The sequence below is a fragment of the Akkermansia sp. BCRC 18949 genome (assembly GCF_045011645.1).
Lineage (GTDB): Bacteria > Verrucomicrobiota > Verrucomicrobiia > Verrucomicrobiales > Akkermansiaceae > Akkermansia > Akkermansia massiliensis.
Genome location: NZ_CP123619.1, coordinates 1,474,432 through 1,489,051, shown reverse-complemented (window position 1 = coordinate 1,489,051; position 14,620 = coordinate 1,474,432). Strand labels below are relative to the sequence as shown.

Sequence of the window (14,620 nt, the reverse complement as noted above, 5' to 3'; positions counted from 1 at the left end):
GGATGGTGTTACGGGGCGGGGGCCGGTTTGAGCACTTGCAGGGAGAGGCCCAGTAGCGTCAGCGCGGCGCCCGTTACGAGGAAGTACATGAAGTATTCTTCAATGTGGCGGACGGTCTGCACCTTGGCCTCGCTTTTTTCCAGCTTGCCGATGGAGGCGAACGCCTTGTTGAAGGAGGCCATGTTCGTGGCCCGGAAGTGCTCCCCGCCCGTGAGCTGGGCTATTTTCCGCAGGGTGGGTTCGTCAAATTCGCTTTGCACCACCATCCCGTTCGCCAGGGTGCCTTCTTCCGTGCCCACGGCGATGGTATAAATCTTGATGCCCAGCTTGGCCGCGTTTTCCGCCGCCACCAGCGGGGATATCTGGCCGGAGTTGGAGGCGCCGTCCGTCACCAGGATGATGATTTTGGATTTGGTGTCCTTGCGGTCGTCCAGCCGGGTGGCCGCCGCCGCAATGGCGGAGCCGATGGCCGTGCCGTCCGCCTGGATCATGCGAGGATGGAAGTCCCGGATGATGCCGTTGACCAGGGCGTGGTCCAGCGTGAGCGGACAGAAGGATTTGGTTTTCCCAGCAAAGCCCACGATGCCGATGCGGTCGTCCGGACGGCTGTCGACGAATTGGGTGATGACATGCTTGGCGGCCACCAGGCGGTTGATGGGCATGCGGTTGAGGACCATGTCCGGCGTCTCCATGGAGTAGGAGAGGTCAAAGGCGATCATGATGTCAATGCCGTTGACGGTGCGGAAGGTTTTATCCTCCACTTTTTGGGGGCGCGCCAGCGCGATGGCGAGGGCCGCCGCCGCCAGCACGAAGCAAATGGCCCCTATTTTTCCGGCCAGGGATTGGGGATTGCGCGCCAGGGAGGAGATGAAGCGAACGGTCGGGTAGGTGATGGAGCCTTCCGCCCCCCGCCTGCGGCGGAGGATAATGAGGCACAAGATGAAGGGAAGGACATAGAGCCATTCAGGTTGTGCGAATTGGAAGTGTTCCGTCATGGTGTGCTAGCGTTGGTTGGGGCGTGGGGAAGGTTTTTTGACGACGAGGTCCGTTTCCTCCTTCGTGCGGTGTGCGTCCGCTTCTATGTCGTTGATGAGTTGGACCGTGTCGTCCGCCAGTTCGTTGACCAGGGAGTCGTTTTCCGGAGTGTCCGGCTCATATTTCAGGGAGGCCATGCGGTCCAGCAGGTCGCGCGTGGGACCCTGGAGTTCCGAGGGGAGCGCGGTGAGCGCGTCCGCCCGGCGGTTGAATTCCTGCTGGGTTTCATACAACGCCGGGTCTTTGGTTTCCCCCACCAGGTATTTCCGGAGGAGCAGGGAGAATTCCACGGCGGCCTGCCTGAGGGAGGGGTGGGTTTCCCGGAGCATCGTGATGTCCCGGATAGCGGTTTCCGCCGGGCTGAGCGGCGCGGCGGGGGTGCGCCCCTTCCTGCGGATGAGCACGATGACGGCTATGGCGACGGCCAGCAGGATGGAGGCGAGCATGATCCAGATGCCCCACGTATCCCAGAAGCCCGCTTGGAGGTAGGCGTCCGGGGACTGCGTTTCCATCAGCGTGGGGAAGGCCGGCGGTTCCGGAATGGCCGTGGGGGGAGTCTGGAAGGTGGCGGGTGCTGGCATGGCTGGCGGAGAAGGGTTTAGCGTGAGAATTTGCGGGACCTCCTGGTGAAGAGGGCCTGGAGGGGCGGCATGAAGTTGTCCGTGGTCTGGAGGTCCAGGAAATCGATGCCTAGGCGGCGGAAGTCCTGCGTCCATTTTTCACGGTGCAGGTGCACGACGTTGGCGTGGGCTTCCCGGACGTCCTGGCGGGCGAGGTTCAGGAACATGCTTTTGCCGGTTTCCGGGTCTTTCAGGATGACGCGCCCGGCGTCCGGAAGGTGCAGCTCCATCGGGTCCGCGATGCGGATGGGGATGAAGTCGTGCTTGAAGTTGAGCTGTCCCAGGGCGGCCTTGTTGTGCTCGCTCCAGAAGTCGCTGAGCATGATGACCATGGCTGCCTTTTTCTGGGAAAGGACGAGCTGCCGGGCTACATCCGCGATGCTTTGATCCGCCCCGTCGTTTTTACTGGCTACGATTTCACGGACGATGCGCAGGGTCTGCTTGATGCCCTTGGCCGGGGGAATGTAATGGGAGTGGCTGTTCCCGTAAATGAGAAGGCCGCACTTGTCCCCGCTCTGGGCCGCGCTGAAGGCGAGCACCGCGGCCACTTCCGCCGCATAGTCCAGCTTGGAAGCCCGGGCCGCGGAGGAGGCGTAGTGCATGGAGCCGCTGACGTCCACCGCCAGAATGACGGCCTGCTCCCGTTCCTCCCGGAAGCGGCGCACGAAGGGGGAGTTCATCCTGGCCGTCACCTTCCAGTCAATGAAGCGGGGATCGTCTCCCGGCGTGTATTCCCGGAAGTCGTCAAAGTCCAGCCCCTGGCCGCGGAAGCCGGACTGGTATTGCCCGGCGAAGTTTTCCGTGGCCAGATGCCTGGCGCGCAGTTCAATGCGGCGCACGCGCTTGAGAATGTCTGAGGCTTTATCCATGAAGTGATCCTCCCTGTTTGAATTCAATCAGGTTCCGGTGAGGCGCCCCGCGGGGGCTGAAGGATAAGGGCGGACGGGGGTGCCGCCTCCTGCCGTCACGGCACGGGAACCTTCGTCAGGATGTGGTCGATGACGTCGTCCGTGGAGATGTTTTCCGCTTCCGCCTCATAGGAGAGCAGGATGCGGTGGCGCAGGATGTCATGGGCCAGGTCTTTGATGTCCTGCGGGGTGACGAAGGAGCGGTGGTGCATGAAGGCGTTGGCGCGGGCCGCCAGGGCCAGGTTGATGGTGGCGCGCGGGGATGCGCCCGCGCGGATGAGGCCGCGCAGTTTCACGTCCACCGTTTCCGGGAAGCGGGTGGCGCGCACCAGGTCCACGATGTAGCCGCGCACGGCGTCGTCAATGTAAATCTGGTTCACCAGGTCGCGGGAGGCCGCCACCTGTTCCGGCGTGGTGACCGGAGAGGTTTCCGGAGGCTTGGCGGAGCTGGCCATGAGGTCCAGCACCTGGAGTTCTTCTTCGCGCGTGGGGTAGGTGACCAGAACCTTGAAGAGGAAGCGGTCAAGCTGGGCTTCCGGAAGCTGGTAGGTGCCTTCCTGGTCAATGGGGTTCTGCGTGGCAAGCACCAGGAAGGGGTCCGGCAGGCGGTAGGTGGTTTCCCCCAGGGTTACCTGGCGTTCCTGCATGGCTTCCAGCAGGGCGGACTGGACCTTGGCCGGGGCGCGGTTGATTTCGTCCGCCAGGATGAGATTGGCGAAGATCGGGCCTTTCTTGGCAGTGAACTGCCTTTCCTCCGGATTATAGATCATGGTGCCCAGCAAGTCCGCCGGCAGAAGGTCCGGCGTGAACTGGATGCGGGCGAACTGCGCGTGCAGCGTGCCCGCCATGGCTTTTACGGAGAGCGTCTTGGCGAGGCCGGGCACGCCTTCCAGCAGGACGTGTCCCTTGCAGAGGAGGCTGAGGATCAACCTGTCCACCAGCGCCTGCTGGCCGATGACCACCTTGCCTACCTCCGTTCTGAGAGCAGAAATCCACGATGAGTTCGCGGCGATAATTTCGTTGAATTCTCGGGTGTCCATGATTCTTAATAGCGGGTGAGACAGTCTGCCGGGCGCTTGCGTTGAAAAATTCCGATTATTTCCCAAGGGCAAATCCGGTTTTCAAGAGAAGGTCTTCCCGGAAATGGGGGGCCGTCATCTGGAAGCCCACGGGGAGCTCCATGCCGCCTTCCTTCACGGTTCCGCAGGGGATGGACATGGCGGGCAGCCCGGCTAGGTTGGCGGGGATGGTGTAGATGTCCGCCAGGTAGGTCTGGAGGTGGTCCAGCGCGGAGTCCCCGATTTTGGGGGCGGGGGCGGGAGAGGTGGGGCCTACGATGATGTCCGCCCTGGAAAAGGCTTCCGCGAAGTCCCTGGCGACCAGGGAGCGGACCTTCTGCGCGCGGGAGTAGTAGGCGTCATAGTAGCCGGAGCTGAGGACGTAGGTTCCCAGGATGATGCGGCGCTTGACTTCAGGTCCGAAGCCTTCTTCACGGGTGCGTGAGAAAAGTTCCACCAGGCCGGCGGCGTCTTCCGCCCGCTTGCCGTAGCGCACGCCGTCAAACCGGGAGAGGTTGGAGGAGGCCTCCGCGCAGGCGATGATATAATAGGCGGCCACCACGGCGTCCGCGTGGGGAAGGCTGATTTCCACCAGTTCCGCGCCCAGGCTTTCCAGTTGCTTCACGGTGTTCTGCACGGCCTCGGAAATGCCCGGATGGTTGCCGGAGGTGAAATATTCCGCGGGGATGCCCACTTTCAGGCCCTTGACGTCACGGCCCAGCGCGGCCTCAAAGTCCGGCACGGGCTCGTCTGCGGACGTGGAATCCTTCGGGTCGTGCCCGGAGATGGCCTGGAGCAGGATGGCGGCGTCTTCCACCGTCCGGGTCATGGGGCCTATCTGGTCCAGGGAAGAGGCGAAGGCCACCAGCCCGTAGCGGGAAACGCGCCCGTAGGTGGGCTTGAGGCCCACGATGCCACAGTGCCCGGCGGGCTGCCGGATGGAGCCGCCCGTATCCGAACCGAGCGCGGCGATGGCTGTAGCGGACGCGACGGCGGCGGCGGAGCCGCTGGAAGAACCGCCGGGGATGTGGTCCGGAGCGTTCGGGTTGCGCGTGACGCCGTAGGCGGAGTTTTCACCGCTGGCGCCCATGGCGAATTCATCCATGTTCGTGCGGCCCAGGGGAATGCCGCCCGCCGCCTTCAGCAGGCGGATGGAGGTGGCGTCATAGGGAGAAGCATAGGGAGACAGGAGGCGGGAGGCGCAGCGTGTCGGCTGGCCCAGGACGTTGATGTTGTCCTTCACGGCGATGGGGATGCCGGCCAGGGGGCTGGACGTATCGGCCGCGGCCGCGGCCTTGAGGGCGGCCTCGCGGTCAAAGGAGATATAGGCGTTGGTGGTCCGGTCCGCCTCAATGGCGTCCGCCGTCAGGTTGACCAGTTCGGCGGGGGAAAGTTCCTTGCGGCGCAGGCGGTCGCGCCACTGGGCCAGGGTGCCTTGAATGCTTGACATGGAAAGAAAGGGATAAGAACGGTTGAAACGTGAAAAGGGAGGGACCGGGAGGATGTCAGGCGGATTCCACCACCTTGGGCGTGCGGAACTGCCCCTGGGACTGCTGGGGGGCGTTGGAAAGGGCTTCCTCCTGGGAAAGGCCGGGTTCCGGAACGTCCTTGCGCATTACGTCCATCGTGGGCAGGGGATGGTTCATGGAGGCGATGCCCGTGACGTCGTAGGATTCCAGCTTGGTGATGTAGGCCAGGACTTTGTCCAGGTCCTTGGAAAAGAGGGCGGCTTCTTCCTCCGTCAGGTCGATGCGCGCCAGTTTGGCAATGTAGGCTACGTCGATTTGGGGCGTGCTCATGATGGGAACGTGCGTAATATATAAGAGAAAGGGAGGGTGAGGCCTATTGCTGTTCCAGCAGGCGGACGATCCAGCAGAAGGAGGCGGCGATGGCGCAGACCAGCAGGCCCAGCAGCATGAAGTTTTCACGCAGCTCCCGCCTCATGTTGGTGGCGCGGCCGTCGCGGGCCACCACGGCGCGCAGGGCGCGGTTCTGGGTGCCTTCCCGCACGCGGTCCGGCGGGGGCATGGTATTGCGGTCCAGGCGCATGCGGGTCTGTTGCGCGGGGCGTTTGAGAGAGGCTTCCAATTCCTGGATGCGGTTCTCAATTTCCCGGGAAGCGCGGTCCAGTTCTGCCAGTTCTGAGGAACGGCGTTTGGCTTTTCTTTTAATCATGATGCGGAGGGGCTGAAAATCCAGATGAAGAAGAGGATGATAAGGGCAATCAGGAGCAGGGGAAGGTGGAAGGAAAGGCCCTGGAGGAACTGGGTCATGAATTCGCGGGAGCTGATGCGCACTTTGCTGGAACGGCGCACGCCCGTGAGCACCTTGGTGTGCTGCATGCGGGCGCACTGCTGGACGGCGTCCGCGAATTCCTCCTCGCAGCGGTCGATGACCTGCTGGCCCTGGTTGATGAGGTTGTCCGTGTTTTCAATGGGCCATTCGTCCGGGCGCACGGTGCTGAGCATTTTCAGGCTCCGCGTCAGGGCCATGTGAATCTGCTCCAGCTCATTGCTTTCCTGGCGAAGGCTTTCCACCTCCCTGCCGATGAGGTCCGCGGCGTTGACCATGCGGTCGCCCAGTTCGTTCTGCTGGTCCATGAAGCGGGCCTTGCGCAGGTGGGTTTCCTCCAGGCGGCGGCGGGAGCTTTCCACCTCCTCCTTTTCCTTCCGCAGTTGTTCCAGTCGGAGCTGGGCCTGTTCCATGTCGGCATCCACCTGGTCGTCTTCCTGGGGATGGTAGCCGGGATCGGCATCCATGCGGCGGTATTGGGGATTGCTTGGTTTCATACGCGGTAAAAATGATGCGGCCGGTGTGCGGGATTGCAGCATTCCCGGCCGGTATGGCCGTGCCGGGGAATCCCTGCGCGTGTTATTATTTAACTTTCACAAAATAAATCAAGCCAAGAAGAAGGTAAAAAGTGATTTTTCAAGTATGTTTCCGGCGGGGAATGCCGGGGCTTTTTTTCTTCCGGAGCCGTGCGTCCGGACTGTCCTCCGGGCGGCATGGCGCCCCGCTTTCCCGCAAAGGTGGATGCCGTGCACTTTTTTTATGGTCAAGGGCATGGAATTGCTGGTATGTAAGAAACATGCAGTCTGACACGGTAGAATGTAAGCCGACCATGTGGTTTACCGGCAGGGCGGTTATCATGGCTCTCATGTTCCTGGGGTTCGGAGTGTATTTTTATTACGATGCTTCCACCGGGTATCCCCAGAAGAACCTGGAGTTTTTCATGCACAAGGCGTTTGTGGACGCGGGAGCCCTCTTTGACCGTGAGGTGAGCGGGAACGGGGCCTCCCCGCAGGACTGGGAGCGCACCGTTCTGGAGCGCACGGTTGAATTCCCGGAAGGGTACCAGGTCCCGTCCGGCGTGGACCGGGACGCGACGCCGTGGCCCGACGTTCTGGCGGATTACAGGCTGATGTCCGCCCCCGGCAAGGGCTGGAGCGCCGCGTGGCAATCCTATTCCGGAGAAAAGCGCTACCCTATCAAGCCAGTGGACCACCCGTATGACGCCTCCAAGATTTTTGAACAATGGGTGGCCGGAAGCATCTGCATGGTGCTGGCCCTGGTGGCGCTGTTTTTCCTGGTGAGGACGCGCGGCAGGAAAATGGCCCTGAAGGAAGGGCAGGTAACGGCTGCCGGCAGGGTCTTCCGCGTGGATGACATCGCCCGGTTGGACTTGCGCAGATGGAAGATGAAGGGGCTGGCTATTGCGACGCTGAACCCGGAATGCGGAGGGGACCGGATCAGGCTGGACGGCCTGACCTACGGCGGCTTCCGGAAGGAGGATTCCCCCAATAACGCGGAAGATTTCATGAAGGCCCTTCTTTCCCTTTACCGGGGTGAGGTAGTTGACTATGAAGAAGCTCCGGAGTCCGGCGGCACGCCTGCCCGGAAGGATGACGAGGATGCCGTATGAGCGAATCCCTTCCACCGGAAAAGAACGCCCGTGACCGCGCGTTCGGCATCGCCTGCTGGACGCTGGGCGCGCTGGCGTTCGTCCTGCTGCTGATGGTGGGCGTCTCCTTCAGCCTGACCGCCCGCACCGTGGTGGTGGAAAAGGTGGTGGAAACGCCCGTGCCCGTTCCGGTGCAGCAAAATCCGGAAGGGCCGGCGGCTGTTGAAGAAGGGGACGAACCGGATACGGCAGGCATTGCGGCCGTTCCGGCGGGTTCTTCTGAAAAACCCCGTTCCGTGGAGGAAATGCTCCGGGCCTCCGATTTGTCGGATCCGGCGGGCGATCCGGTCCCTGCGGCAGTGGCAGCCCCAGTCCCGGGAGGGGAAGGCGTCTCCGGCCAGTCACCCCTGCCGGCTGAGAACCCGGCGGAAGCCATGCCGCCCATGACGGAGGAGGTGGCGGAGCTGGTCAAGGCGGCGCGGTATGCCCAGATTGACGGAGACCTTAAAGTAGCGGTGGTGAAGCTGGAGCAGGCCATGAGGCTGGAGCCGGACAACCCGGTGGTGCTTTATTACTACGGCCTCACCTATGAATGGCTGAGGAATGCGGATAAATCCCGGGAATTTTTTCTGAAAGTATACACCCAGCGGGAAAAGGCGGGGAAATACTTTGCGCGCGCGGCCCAGCACCTCCAGGCCGGTTTTTCCAGCCCTGCGGACCTGCGGGGCGATATGTCCTTCGGCACCATTCTGGAATACCGGGACCCGGAATGCCCCGCCGGGGAGCGCGTCAAGCTGATCGTACCCATCCTGATGAAGGATGGCCTGAACGTCAGGCCGGAGGACCTGCGCGTCATCGTCCAGTTCTTTGACAAGGTCAACGGCAAAAAGGTGGAAAAAACGCACGCTCCGGAACCCTCCTCGCGGTGCGTCACGGAACCTGCGGACTGGGCGGACGGAGAGGAAATCATGGAGGTGACCTACTATATGCCCCCCCTGACGGAGGAGGAGACGATCGCCTACGGAAGCCTCAAGTACTATGGCTACACCGCCAAATTGTACTACAAGGGTGAACCGATGGATTGCCATGCCTCCCCGCCTGTGCTATTTTTGCTGGAGCAGATGAACCAGAGTTCCCCTTCCGGCATGCCTGAAATTTATGACGGCGGCCTGCTTCCTCCGGTGGAGGCGTCTCCGGTTTCCGACTCCTATGACTCCCTGCTGCCTCCCTGATGCCTGAATCGTCCATGTTCGACCTCCCCCACAACTTCGGCGACTATACGCTGGTGGCGTTCATTGGCCGCACGCGGGGGGGGATGCTCTACCAGGCCATCCAGCAGGGCATGGACCGCTCCGTGTTCCTGGAGCTGTTGGAGCCGGACAACCCGGAAGGCGTGGGCGTGGAGGATTTTCTGATGAAGGCCCGCACGCGCGCCGCCGTCAGCGCGCCGGTGCTGGGAACTGTCTATGAGGCATCCCAGGCCCAGGGGTACTGGTTCGTCACCAGCGAGCAACTGGGGGGGGCCTCCCTCCAGTCCATGCTGGACCGCGGGCAGACCCTGTCCATGAAGGACCTGTTGAAAGTGATTGAAACGGTCGGCGGCATGTGCGGCAGGTATGAACGCCTGCAAACCGCCTTCAACGTCATGGAGCCGCGCCACATCTTCCTGGATGACAAATCCGCCGTGCGGCTGATGAATACGGCCATGCCCGGCGACTTTCATGAAGAAATATCCCGTGCGCAGATGAAGCGCCTGGGGGCCGACCTGCTGCCCCTGGTGACGCCGGACGTGCCCGGAACCACCCGCATGCGCACCCTGCTGGAATGGATGCGGGAGGGCCAGAACGGCAAGCCGATGCAGTGGGACCAGGTCATGGAGCTGATTGCCGCGGTCCGCGAACAGCTGGGGCTTTCCCCTCGGGCCACCACGCACCGCTATACCGTTCCCGTGGAACCCCGCAGAAACTCCGGAAAATGGATGCTCTGGACCGGAACGGGCCTGCTGGGCGCAGGAATAGCCGCGGCTGCCGTTTTTCTTTTATTCCCCCGGGAGGAAGCCTCCGCGCCTGCTCCGCCCCCGGTGCCGAAACACTATCCGGATTTCTCCGCCAGCGACCATACGGAAGTCCGCGTGAACCTTCCCGGCGGCGGGGAACTGATCGTGGGGGCTCATGAAATTACCCTGGAATCCTACCGCCTGTTTCTGGACCAGTGGGCGCGCCTTACCCCGGAACTGAGGGAGGAATACTCCCATCCGGACCAGCCGGACAAGCAGACCGCCACCCATATCCCCGAGGACTGGGAAGCCATGTGGAAGGCGGCCTCCACTCCAGGAGGCAAATGGAAGGGCAGGAAAATAACGCCCCGCTCCCCCGTCGTCAACGTCACCTTCTGGGATGCCTGGGCATACGCGAGCTGGAAGCCCGTGGCCCCCGGAGAGCCGCGTTACCGCCTGCCCGCGCGCGGGGAATGGATGGCCCTGGGGAACATGCTGGAAACGGGTGAAAAGGGAGACAAGACCCTGGTGATTGACAGATACAGCAATGATTACGACTTAAAGACGGGCATTTGCGGCATGGCTTCCGGCGTGATGGAATGGACCTCTTCCATGGAAAAGGATCCCGCGCGCGTGAAGGAGCCGCCAGGCCCGGTGGCCTGCGGCGGGGACTGGAGGCAGCCCGGCATCACCAACCGGGTGGAATACCTGCGCTCCCGCGGTGAAAGCCGGGACAACCTGGGCTTCAGAATCGTGCGGGACGTCCGCTGACCTGTTTAAAAACACATACTCGACAAACCAATACCATGAAACACATCCTTGCAATGCTGCTACTGGCCCTGATGGGGGCGTCCGGGGCCCTGGCCCAGATCTACGTGAAAGTAGTTCCGGAAAAGAAAACCTTCCTCAGCGGGGAGGCCATGTACATGAGGCTGACCATCACCAACAACTCCGGCGTGCCCGTGGAACTGAAAAGCCAGGAATATTCCTCCTGGCTGGACATCCATGTGGAGCACTCCACCGCGGGCGCGGAACTCCCCCAGTCCAAATTCGCCATGTTCCCTCCGCTCAAGGTGCCGGCCGGCATGAGCGTCTCCCGTAAAATTGACCTGCGGCACTTCTATGACCTGTCACGTGAGGGGAACTACCATGTGCAGGCCGTCGTGAAAATGCCCAACCAGAAGGACATGTTCGCCTCCCAGAAATCCCTGTTCGCCGTCCGGACGGGCACGCCCATGTGGTCCCAGACCGTAGCCATTCCCTCCAGCGCCAAACGGTGCACCTTCTCCATCTGCACCATTGCCGTGCGCGGAATCCAGAAACTGTACGTGCAGACGAAGGACCCGGATACGGGCGTGGCCTACAATGCCGTATGCATCGGGGACTGGCTGGGCACCACCCGCCCGCAGTGCATGGTGGACGGCAAGGCGAACGTGCACGTCTTCTTCCCCACCACGCCCATGCTGGGCGCGTATTCCCGCATCAACTACCGCGGAACCATGGAAAAGCTCCAATACTACAAAAAGGTGATGGGCACCCCCTCCATGGTCTTTCTCCCGGACGGCAGCGTGCGCGTGACGGGAGCCGTCCATTATGACCCCACCGTGCAGCCCAAGACGGTGCCGGACGCCGCGGACGTTCCGGGCATGTAATCCGCCCGGTGTTGCCGGTTGTTGCGCGGGAGGAAAAACAAGAAAAATGGACGCCGGGCCGTTCCCTGCGCCGGAAAGGAGTGGAAGACGGTTCAGGAATCCCCCTGCGGCTTCCTTTCCGGCTGCGGCGCGTTTTTCAGGATGCGCTGCACGCTCTCCTGCACCACGCTGATGGGCAGGGCGTAATTTTCCGCCCGGTTCACTCTGGCGATGTTCATGCCGATGAGCTCCCCTTTCAGGTTGAGCAGCGGGCCGCCCATCAGCGTATGCCGGGAAGGGGTGTCATGCTGGAGGACCATCGGAAAATCATCCCTGCGTTTGCTGAAGCCTCCGCTGATCAGGTCGTTGGAATCCTCGGGAGCGTCTTCCCCCAGGGCCTGCCGCCGGGAGCCCAGCGTGATGGCGTAGGAAAGCTTTTTGCCCTTGCGCCTGACCTTCAGCGTCACTTTTTCCCCGATCTCCTTCTTGGACAGGATGGGGGAAACGGCTTCCAGCGTGGTGATGGGCGTGCCGTCCACCTCCAGAATCTCGTCTCCGGCCATGGCTCCCGCCTTGGCGGCGGGACCGTCCTTGACGACCTCCTGAATGGAGCAGGGAGTTCCGAACATCACGCCCATGTAGGCCGTGTCCCCGTTCGGGATGGGCCGCCGCGCCGCGCTGAGGGTGCCCAGCTGGGGGCGCCTGGAAGTGCGGGTGGTGGAGCCGTTGCTGACCACCATCATGCCCATGGCTGCCTCATTGCTGACGGGGCCGGGGGCGGGCAGGCTGGCGGCGTCCACCTTCACCACGGCAATGTCCGTGGCCGGGTCCGTGCCAATCTCCTTGAAATGGCCGTACTTGGAGGAACCTATCCGGACCACCAGGTTCTGGTGGGAGTGGAGTTCCGAGGCCTTGGTGGCGATGTAGCCGTCCGTACTCAGTACAATGCCGTAAATCACGACGTCATGGCCGGAAAAGAAAACCGCGCTCAAATCCTGGAGCCGTTCCCGGATGGGCTCAATGGTTTTCAGAACGGTTTTTCCGTTGATGCGCTGTTCAAAATCCAGGCTCCCGTTAAACCCTTCCGCCAGGGCGGAGGGAAGAAGGGAACAGGCCAGGGGCAGCAGGCAGGCGCAGGAGGAGAGTTTCATGACCATGGAGGGAAAAAGCTAGCCGTCCCGTTCCGGTGACGGAGGCAGGGGGGCCTTTCCGCTTGCGGGAGATTCCATCAGTGCGTCGAAATCCTTCATGGGAACGTGGAGATTGTCTTCAAGCCCGGAACCCACCCGGCTGTGAATGCCGATCAATTCCCCGTTCAGGTTGAAAAGAGGGCCGCCGGAATCCCCGCGGATCAGCTTGCAATCCGTCTGAATGACGCCGTGCTTGAGGGAAACCACCCTCCCCAGGCGCACCATCGGGCCGCGTTTCTGGTCCAGGCCGCCTCCGTGCCCAAGCGCGAACACCCAGTCCCCCACGCGGGGCAGTTTCTCCGCCTTCTCCACGCGGGGAAGGTTCTTGTTCAATTTGGTCGTGATTTCAGCCGTTCCGGCGTCCGAATCGCTGTTCTGCGCCGTGGTTTTTCCCGGCAGGCGGGTGCCGTCCGGCAGGATGATCTTGAGCACGGTTCCTTGTTTGTCAACGACATGAGCCGCTGAAAAAATCAGGCCTTTTTCCGAAACCAGAATGCCGGTGCCGCTGCCGTTGTTCACTTCAATGCAGACCAGGGCGGGGAGCACCCTGGGAAGCACCTGCTGGAGCTGGTGTTCAATCCGCTGGAGGTCCTCCACGGACTGCGGCGTGGTGGAAAGGATTCCGGCGCTGTCGGCGGACTGCGCCCGCGCCTGCGGAGCCAGCAGGGCCGCTCCGCAGAGAATGGCGGAAAAACAGGGTTTCCGGAAAGCCGTGTTCATGATTGCCGGGGACTACTGTTCAGAGGCGGGAGCTTCCGCCTTCTGCTGGTCTGCCTGTCCGCCTTCCGCCAGGGAATCGTGATAATACACGCCGATGAACAGGCCCGCCAGCGTGATCAGGGTAATGAGCAATTCTTTCATGCCGCCACAGCATAGAATGTGTCTTTCATTCTGACGAGAGAATTTCATTGATAAGCCACACATTGATGCAGTTCGGCAGAAAAAGGACGGATGGCGTATGGGGAAATTGCCAAAATAAAGGTTGCTTTTTCCCGCAACGGGCGTATAAATCTCCCCAGCGGCCGGTTCCGGTCCGCTGACCCATCCAAGCGGATGTAGCTCAGGGGTAGAGCGCAACCTTGCCAAGGTTGATGTCGTGGGTTCGAATCCCATCATCCGCTCCATTTTTAACTTCCTAGTTTAAGGAATTTTTTCTTTTTAGGAAAGTTATAATATATAGACAGTAGGCCATTTGGGCAATATAGGGAGGACTACTCTGTCGTTTGTATTGATAATGTATCAATCCTCAATAAGAATGGTGGCGAATATTGCATGGTTATTCATAGATTAAAAGTTGAAAAGAAAAATAGGATTAGATAGAATTATATCGTAATCTCTATATATGCGTGAACATATTATAATAAGATTGATATGAAAATGTTAAAAGATATTGAAGGGTTCAAGATAAATGAAAAAGAGATTAGTTTGATTTTTTGTCAAGAAAGTGTTTTAAAGGAAGGTTGGAGTGGGTATATTTGGTTGGTAGAAGACAGTTCTATTAGTAAAAAATATATATTAAAAACTAGAAAACGCTGTAGTGTAGAAGATTTAGAAAAAGAAAGTAATTTTGGTAGAAATCTTCCTGGTGATATGTTTTTTGGAAGCATAGGAGATAATTTCGAGAAATTAAAATTAGGATTTCCTGTAGAACCTGGATTTTTAATGGAATTTTCAGAAGAAGGCTGTCTCACGCCTTATATTTCAAAAATTTCTTATGAAGTTGCTATTAAGTATGGAATAGATATGTTGGAAGCTGTTAAATATCTTCAAGATCGTGGATTAGTACATAAAGATTTATTTTCAGATAATGTGTTAATTCACAATGGTACTGCAAAAATTGCTGATTTTGGTGGATCAATCAAATTTGTAGAAGGAGAAAAATATGAGTATGCTCGGGGAAAAGTATATTATCCTCCAGAAGCTCAAAGAGGAGAATTGCATCCTTACATTGATACTTGGGCCGTAGCTGTAATTTTATATAAAATGATTTATAAGAAGGATATTGTTTCTATAGATCCAGTCAGTAACCAAGTATTAAGACGAAATTCTATTAATTTTTTTGAAGCTATAGATTTCTACGAAATATCTGAATTACCAGGATTTAATGATATACTTAAAGATGCTTTGAATTTTGATTTAAAGAGAAGAACCACTACAAAAGAATTGATAGAGAAATTAAAAAATTATAACCAATATTGTAGATAAACGCATATTCAGAAGATTTAAGATAGTTGATTATTTTAGAAATTTAAATTTGCTAGTAGCTGTCTATCATATCTGT

Annotated in this window: 16 protein-coding genes and 1 tRNA gene; 6 read left to right on the top strand and 11 right to left on the bottom strand. The window is 59.4% G+C overall.

Features of this window, described 5'->3' with window-relative positions; genetic code table 11:
• Positions 1 to 8: 8 nt before the first annotated feature.
• The 8 genes from P8A25_RS06210 to P8A25_RS06175 all read right to left on the bottom strand — a co-directional run bounded on the left by P8A25_RS06210 (position 9) and on the right by P8A25_RS06175 (position 6,410).
• Positions 9 to 995 carry a VWA domain-containing protein gene (locus tag P8A25_RS06210; RefSeq protein WP_022397163.1) on the bottom strand — a complete coding sequence of 329 codons (987 nt, stop codon included), beginning with the start codon at positions 993 to 995 and terminating at the stop codon, positions 9 to 11.
• 6 nt (positions 996 to 1,001) lie between these two features.
• Positions 1,002 to 1,616 (bottom strand): hypothetical protein, encoded by a 615-nt coding sequence (locus tag P8A25_RS06205; protein WP_022397162.1) that lies wholly within the window; start codon positions 1,614 to 1,616, stop codon positions 1,002 to 1,004.
• Between the two features lie 17 nt (positions 1,617 to 1,633).
• Entirely contained in the window at positions 1,634 to 2,524 is an 891-nt protein-coding gene (locus P8A25_RS06200; protein ID WP_102729256.1) for a DUF58 domain-containing protein, read from the bottom strand.
• Positions 2,525 to 2,619: 95 nt separating this feature from the next.
• Positions 2,620 to 3,603, bottom strand: a complete 984-nt coding sequence (locus P8A25_RS06195; protein ID WP_012420813.1) for a MoxR family ATPase — start codon at positions 3,601 to 3,603, stop codon at positions 2,620 to 2,622.
• Between the two features lie 55 nt (positions 3,604 to 3,658).
• On the bottom strand, positions 3,659 to 5,071 hold the full coding sequence (gene gatA / locus P8A25_RS06190) for an Asp-tRNA(Asn)/Glu-tRNA(Gln) amidotransferase subunit GatA (RefSeq protein WP_215442659.1): 1,413 nt from the start codon (positions 5,069 to 5,071) through the stop codon (positions 3,659 to 3,661).
• A 55-nt stretch (positions 5,072 to 5,126) separates the two neighbouring features.
• Positions 5,127 to 5,420 (bottom strand): Asp-tRNA(Asn)/Glu-tRNA(Gln) amidotransferase subunit GatC, encoded by a 294-nt coding sequence (gene gatC / locus P8A25_RS06185; protein ID WP_215442660.1) that lies wholly within the window; start codon positions 5,418 to 5,420, stop codon positions 5,127 to 5,129.
• A gap of 43 nt (positions 5,421 to 5,463) precedes the next feature.
• Positions 5,464 to 5,796: a hypothetical protein gene (locus P8A25_RS06180; RefSeq protein WP_102711358.1), complete on the bottom strand. Its 333-nt coding sequence runs from the start codon at positions 5,794 to 5,796 to the stop codon at positions 5,464 to 5,466.
• Complete coding sequence (locus P8A25_RS06175) at positions 5,793 to 6,410, bottom strand: hypothetical protein (RefSeq protein WP_102733284.1); 618 nt, start codon at positions 6,408 to 6,410, stop codon at positions 5,793 to 5,795. Before P8A25_RS06175 ends, P8A25_RS06180 begins: the two co-directional genes overlap by 4 nt.
• A 359-nt stretch (positions 6,411 to 6,769) precedes the next feature.
• Here P8A25_RS06175 and P8A25_RS06170 point away from each other — a divergent pair, with 359 nt between their 5' ends.
• The 4 genes from P8A25_RS06170 to P8A25_RS06155 are packed head-to-tail and all read left to right on the top strand — an operon-like array spanning position 6,770 to position 11,170.
• Positions 6,770 to 7,543, top strand: a complete 774-nt coding sequence (locus P8A25_RS06170; protein ID WP_146017915.1) for a hypothetical protein — start codon at positions 6,770 to 6,772, stop codon at positions 7,541 to 7,543.
• On the top strand, positions 7,540 to 8,754 hold the full coding sequence (locus tag P8A25_RS06165; RefSeq protein WP_102731781.1) for a M48 family metallopeptidase: 1,215 nt from the start codon (positions 7,540 to 7,542) through the stop codon (positions 8,752 to 8,754). Before P8A25_RS06170 ends, P8A25_RS06165 begins: the two co-directional genes overlap by 4 nt.
• Positions 8,754 to 10,289, top strand: a complete 1,536-nt coding sequence (locus tag P8A25_RS06160; RefSeq protein ID WP_215442661.1) for an SUMF1/EgtB/PvdO family nonheme iron enzyme — start codon at positions 8,754 to 8,756, stop codon at positions 10,287 to 10,289. The genes P8A25_RS06165 and P8A25_RS06160 overlap by 1 nt, the downstream gene beginning before the upstream one ends.
• A 35-nt stretch (positions 10,290 to 10,324) precedes the next feature.
• A complete protein-coding gene (locus P8A25_RS06155) occupies positions 10,325 to 11,170 on the top strand; it encodes a hypothetical protein (protein WP_022397153.1) in 846 nt (281 codons plus the stop codon).
• Positions 11,171 to 11,262: 92 nt separating this feature from the next.
• On the opposite strand, the gene P8A25_RS06150 is transcribed toward P8A25_RS06155, so the two are convergent.
• From P8A25_RS06150 to P8A25_RS06140, 3 genes are read right to left on the bottom strand one after another with little or no spacing between them, the layout of a single operon-like run.
• A complete protein-coding gene (locus tag P8A25_RS06150; RefSeq protein WP_215442662.1) occupies positions 11,263 to 12,306 on the bottom strand; it encodes a S1C family serine protease in 1,044 nt (347 codons plus the stop codon).
• A 12-nt stretch (positions 12,307 to 12,318) separates the two neighbouring features.
• Complete coding sequence (locus P8A25_RS06145) at positions 12,319 to 13,059, bottom strand: S1C family serine protease (RefSeq protein WP_102729260.1); 741 nt, start codon at positions 13,057 to 13,059, stop codon at positions 12,319 to 12,321.
• Between the two features lie 12 nt (positions 13,060 to 13,071).
• Positions 13,072 to 13,200, bottom strand: coding sequence for a hypothetical protein (locus tag P8A25_RS06140; RefSeq protein WP_284709699.1), 129 nt, complete (start codon positions 13,198 to 13,200; stop codon positions 13,072 to 13,074).
• A 188-nt stretch (positions 13,201 to 13,388) separates the two neighbouring features.
• On the opposite strand from P8A25_RS06140, the gene P8A25_RS06135 reads away from it, so the two are divergent.
• Together P8A25_RS06135 and P8A25_RS06130 are read left to right on the top strand one after the other, a co-directional pair.
• Positions 13,389 to 13,463: transfer RNA gene (locus P8A25_RS06135), tRNA-Gly, on the top strand.
• A 247-nt stretch (positions 13,464 to 13,710) separates the two neighbouring features.
• Positions 13,711 to 14,544, top strand: a complete 834-nt coding sequence (locus P8A25_RS06130) for a protein kinase domain-containing protein (protein WP_215442663.1) — start codon at positions 13,711 to 13,713, stop codon at positions 14,542 to 14,544.
• Positions 14,545 to 14,620 lie beyond the last annotated feature (76 nt).

What these genes read in the sequence shown, in the direction of transcription:
- P8A25_RS06210 (WP_022397163.1), bottom strand. Translation starts at nt 995, where the DNA reads ATGACGGAACACTTCCAATTCGCACAACCTGAATGGCTCTATGTCCTT.
- P8A25_RS06205 (WP_022397162.1), bottom strand. Translation starts at nt 1,616, where the DNA reads ATGCCAGCACCCGCCACCTTCCAGACTCCCCCCACGGCCATTCCGGAA.
- P8A25_RS06200 (WP_102729256.1), bottom strand. Translation starts at nt 2,524, where the DNA reads ATGGATAAAGCCTCAGACATTCTCAAGCGCGTGCGCCGCATTGAACTG.
- P8A25_RS06195 (WP_012420813.1), bottom strand. Translation starts at nt 3,603, where the DNA reads ATGGACACCCGAGAATTCAACGAAATTATCGCCGCGAACTCATCGTGG.
- gatA (WP_215442659.1), bottom strand. Translation starts at nt 5,071, where the DNA reads ATGTCAAGCATTCAAGGCACCCTGGCCCAGTGGCGCGACCGCCTGCGC.
- gatC (WP_215442660.1), bottom strand. Translation starts at nt 5,420, where the DNA reads ATGAGCACGCCCCAAATCGACGTAGCCTACATTGCCAAACTGGCGCGC.
- P8A25_RS06180 (WP_102711358.1), bottom strand. Translation starts at nt 5,796, where the DNA reads ATGATTAAAAGAAAAGCCAAACGCCGTTCCTCAGAACTGGCAGAACTG.
- P8A25_RS06175 (WP_102733284.1), bottom strand. Translation starts at nt 6,410, where the DNA reads ATGAAACCAAGCAATCCCCAATACCGCCGCATGGATGCCGATCCCGGC.
- P8A25_RS06170 (WP_146017915.1), top strand. Translation starts at nt 6,770, where the DNA reads ATGGCTCTCATGTTCCTGGGGTTCGGAGTGTATTTTTATTACGATGCT.
- P8A25_RS06165 (WP_102731781.1), top strand. Translation starts at nt 7,540, where the DNA reads ATGAGCGAATCCCTTCCACCGGAAAAGAACGCCCGTGACCGCGCGTTC.
- P8A25_RS06160 (WP_215442661.1), top strand. Translation starts at nt 8,754, where the DNA reads ATGCCTGAATCGTCCATGTTCGACCTCCCCCACAACTTCGGCGACTAT.
- P8A25_RS06155 (WP_022397153.1), top strand. Translation starts at nt 10,325, where the DNA reads ATGAAACACATCCTTGCAATGCTGCTACTGGCCCTGATGGGGGCGTCC.
- P8A25_RS06150 (WP_215442662.1), bottom strand. Translation starts at nt 12,306, where the DNA reads ATGGTCATGAAACTCTCCTCCTGCGCCTGCCTGCTGCCCCTGGCCTGT.
- P8A25_RS06145 (WP_102729260.1), bottom strand. Translation starts at nt 13,059, where the DNA reads ATGAACACGGCTTTCCGGAAACCCTGTTTTTCCGCCATTCTCTGCGGA.
- P8A25_RS06140 (WP_284709699.1), bottom strand. Translation starts at nt 13,200, where the DNA reads ATGAAAGAATTGCTCATTACCCTGATCACGCTGGCGGGCCTGTTCATC.
- P8A25_RS06130 (WP_215442663.1), top strand. Translation starts at nt 13,711, where the DNA reads ATGAAAATGTTAAAAGATATTGAAGGGTTCAAGATAAATGAAAAAGAG.